Origin of the sequence: Hyphomonas sp. UBA3601, from assembly GCF_002375605.1 — a bacterium.
In the GTDB taxonomy this organism is placed as follows: Bacteria; Pseudomonadota; Alphaproteobacteria; order Caulobacterales; family Hyphomonadaceae; genus Hyphomonas.
Map to the genome: position 1 here is coordinate 1 of NZ_DFME01000019.1, position 3,715 is coordinate 3,715.

The following is a 3,715-nucleotide window of genomic DNA, read 5'->3' on the forward strand; positions in this document are numbered from 1 at the left end:
TTGTTCCGATTGGCGGGGGCGGACTGATCAGCGGTATCGCCATTGCGGCAAAAGCCCTGAAGCCGGACATCCAGATCATCGGCGTAGAGGCGGCCATGTATCCTTGCATGCATGCCGCTCTTCGTGGTGAGACGCCAAAAACCGGAGGCGCGACCATCGCAGAAGGCATCGCCGTGAAGGAAGCGGGCGAACTGACCCGTCAGATCTGCGCCGAACTGGTCGACGACATCGTCCTCGTTGAAGAAGAACATCTTGAGCGCGCCATCACGCTGTACGCGGAAGTCGAGAAGACCATTGCCGAAGGCGCAGGCGCGGCAGGCCTCGCAGCCCTGATCGCTCATCCCGCCCGCTTTCAAGGCCGCAAGGTCGGTCTGGTGCTCTGCGGCGGCAACATCGACACGCGCTTGCTGTCCTCAGTGCTGACACGCGCCCTCGTCCGGGAACACCGGTTGACCTCCATCCGGATTATCGGCGACGACCGGCCCGGCCTGCTCGCACTCGTCTCCAAGATTATTGGCGACCAGGGTGCCAACATCATGGAAGTTGCGCACAATCGGATCGCGCTGGATGTGCCCGCCAAGGGGGCGGAGTTCGATATTCTGATCGAGACGCGCGACGCACAGCATACGCAGGAAGTGATCGATGCATTGGCGCAGGCAGGCTATCCTCCGCGTTCACTTTGATCGATATGTCAGCCGCCAAGGTGACTTGGCGGCGAGACCTGACTAAACCCGAATGAACATCCCAGCCAACTGGAGAGTCAAATGATCCGGACCATAATCGCCGCCTTTGCGGCCATTCTGCTTGTTGCTTGCGGCGGCACTCCCGACACCACTGACCTGGATGCAACGTTTGAAACCTATCTACCTTGGGGCGCCGAGCGCTCTGACGTGGAAACCGGCATGGGCGGTCTGGAATACATCGTATTGAAAGAAGGCCCTGATGGCGGTGCCAGTCCTGTGCCGTCAGACATGGTGCGCGTGCACTATGAAGGCCGCACCGCAGGTGGAGACAAATTCGATTCCTCCTATGATCGCGGCTCGCCCTCCATGTTCCGCCTGAATCAGGTCATCCCGGGCTGGACGCAGGGCCTGCAACAGATGACCGAAGGCGACGTCTACCTGTTCTACATTCCGAACGCGCTGGCCTATGGCAATCGCAATCGCGGCGACATCATCAAGGCTGGCGACGATCTCGTCTTCCAGGTTGAACTGGTCGAAGTGATGGAGCCTAAATCCGCCGACGCCGAAGCGTGGGAAAAGTACACACCGTGGAATCCAGAACTGCCGGAAGTTCAGAAAACGGAGTCGGGCCTGCAATACGTCGTGCTGGAGCGCGGAGATGCCGCTGGCGAGAGCCCGGTAAATGGCGAAATGGTCGCTGTCTATTATGAAGGCCGCCTTGTGGAGACCGGCGAGATGTTCGACAGCGCCTTTCAACGCGGGCAACCGGAAACATTCCCCTCCAATCGCCTGATCCCCGGCTGGGTAGAGGCGCTCGCCATGATGAAGCCGGGTGATCGCTGGTTGATGTATATCCCGTCAGATATCGCCTATGGCGCGCAAGGCACACCGGGCGGTCCAATCCCGCCAAATGCCGACCTGATGTTCGAAGTCGAACTGCTGGACGTCATCAAGAGCAATTAAGGGTACGGGTCGGACGGCGGAGCATACGTGTCCTCCGGCCCCATCTGTGTGGTCTCGTCCTCTGGACGGATATCCGCCCGAAAAAAGATCGGCAGGTCGAGAGACGTCTGGAACCAGGGCCGCTCCGCTCCGTCCGTGCGCGCTTGAACATCCAATGCGACGCGGCGCATGACTGTTTCAATATCAATTCGGTCCTCGGACTGGATTATCCGGGAGAAGGAGCCCGCAAATTCCGAATCCGTCTGCGGGTTCAATCGATGTGTGCCCGGCGCAACCGCATAAGCGACGACCACATTGTCCCGACCAAAGTCTTCGTTGAAGCCGGGATCACCCCCCCGGTGACCCATTCCATTAAATGGACGCCCGCAATCCGCCAAAACCATAATCGCCTGGGCGGATGAACTTTCCAGACGCGAAACCAGGTCACCAAGTCGAACCGATGATTGTACCGCCTCGAAATTATTACGCGGCAGTTCGCCTTCCATCATGAGGTAATTGTCCCCCGAAATATCGGTGCCGTAGCCCGCAAAATAGACAAGCCCCACGGCAGCTGGCCCGGCAACTCTCAAGCGATCAATGAAAGCATCCACATGACTGAAAAATTCCGGATACTCAGTGTCCGGAATGTACACCGTACTATACCCGCTGGCTTCCAGCGCCGCGCGGACTTTCTCGCCGTCAGCATGTGTACCAGACAGCGAGAAGGCCTGTGATTCTGAATACGAATTCGCAATCACCAGGGCTTGTCGGAGCGGCCAGCGTGCTCCCCCCGGCGTCATCTCGACCCGATCCAACTCCCAGGAGCCAATCTTGATGTCAGAAGACCGCCGTTGCAGCCGCGAAAGATTCATGGGCTCCTGACGCTGCAAAGTCTTTTCCAATACATCAAGGCGCACCTGTTCGAACATGTCCCGAACGGTAGTTGCCGGTTTGCTCAGGCGCGTACTGAGCGCGCTGGCATAAGGTCCATTCCCGTCATCTGCGCGACCATCGCTGGCCGTTTCGCCTTCCCAGGTTGCAAAGGACAGGAACATGTTGCGCTCCCCCGCTCCCCCGGCAGTGCGACGAAGTCCCCGGAAGGATTCGCCGCCGCCAAGCGAACGCTGCGCCTCTGGAAGCTGCAGAACATTTCGACAGGCATCGATTGCCACGACGCTTGGGGCGTCCAGCGCGTCGAGTTTCTGCATCAGCCAGTCGAGCGAAACCGAATCATCCCACAGTGCATCATCAAGCACATCCGCCTCTTCCACCGGGATCAGGTAGTTTCCATCACTCTCTCTGGCCGCGCCATGGCCGGAATAATAGAAAAAGCCCATCGCATCAGGGCCTGCGTGATTCAGCACGTCTACATACTCCCGGATCGCGGCCATCATGATCGAGCGGTCCGCATCGCGGACAATGTCACCTGACACGAGTCGAAAGCCGCAATTTGCAATCCCCTGCGCCACGAGCTCTGCATCATTGATCGGATTTGCCAATGTACCAATTCCACTGGAATAGGCCGCATTCCCGATGACCAGGGCAATCCGAGGCTTTGCAGGCGATTCCTGGGCTTGCCCGGGCCACGGCATGGCAGCAGCGCCTCCAAGAAGCATCATGTGTCGACGTGAGATCATCTTCACCCTCTTTGACGACCGAGCACCAAGTCTGCCGACGCGAACCTGCTGCGTCAACGCCGCGGGCATTTTTGGGTTGCTTCAACCCGGAGCGACTGACAGGAAGGGCCGGAATTTGATCAGGGGACCCTACAAAGTGACGATTACTGCGGACCAACTCGGCCGGATTGCCCTCGATGCCGGCAAGCTCATAATGGATATCTATGCGAGCGACTTCGGCGTGGAACGAAAAGGCGATGCGTCACCGGTAACTGAAGCCGACCAACGCGCGGAAGAACTTATCCTGAAAGGTCTTGCGGAGGCGGAGCCTGATCTCGCCGTTGTGGCCGAGGAATCCTTCAGTGAAGGCAAGGTGCCCGAACATGGTTATCGGTTTGCGCTGGTCGACCCGCTCGATGGCACCAAGGAATTCGTGAACAAGAATGGCGAATTCACGGTCAATGTGGCGATCAT

4 protein-coding genes are annotated in these 3,715 nt (G+C 58.5%); 3 read left to right on the plus strand and 1 reads right to left on the minus strand.

Annotation, left to right across the window (positions count from 1 at the left end):
• Both B4F73_RS01470 and B4F73_RS01475 read left to right on the plus strand, forming a co-directional pair.
• Positions 1–683: pyridoxal-phosphate dependent enzyme (locus tag B4F73_RS01470; protein WP_290482349.1), on the plus strand; the 683-nt coding region annotated here is incomplete at its 5' end.
• Positions 684–764: 81 nt separating this feature from the next.
• Entirely contained in the window at positions 765–1,646 is an 882-nt protein-coding gene (locus B4F73_RS01475) for an FKBP-type peptidyl-prolyl cis-trans isomerase (RefSeq protein ID WP_290480229.1), read from the plus strand.
• Here the strand turns inward: B4F73_RS01475 and B4F73_RS01480 are convergent.
• Positions 1,643–3,262, minus strand: a complete 1,620-nt coding sequence (locus B4F73_RS01480) for a caspase family protein (RefSeq protein WP_290482350.1) — start codon at positions 3,260–3,262, stop codon at positions 1,643–1,645. The genes B4F73_RS01475 and B4F73_RS01480 overlap by 4 nt on opposite strands.
• Positions 3,263–3,455: 193 nt before the next feature.
• Between B4F73_RS01480 and B4F73_RS01485 the strand changes: the two genes are divergently transcribed.
• A partial coding sequence (locus B4F73_RS01485) for a 3'(2'),5'-bisphosphate nucleotidase CysQ family protein (RefSeq protein WP_349679529.1) occupies positions 3,456–3,715 on the plus strand: 260 nt, incomplete at its 3' end.

What these genes read in the sequence shown, in the direction of transcription:
- B4F73_RS01475 (WP_290480229.1), top strand. Translation starts at nt 765, where the DNA reads ATGATCCGGACCATAATCGCCGCCTTTGCGGCCATTCTGCTTGTTGCT.
- B4F73_RS01480 (WP_290482350.1), bottom strand. Translation starts at nt 3,262, where the DNA reads ATGATCTCACGTCGACACATGATGCTTCTTGGAGGCGCTGCTGCCATG.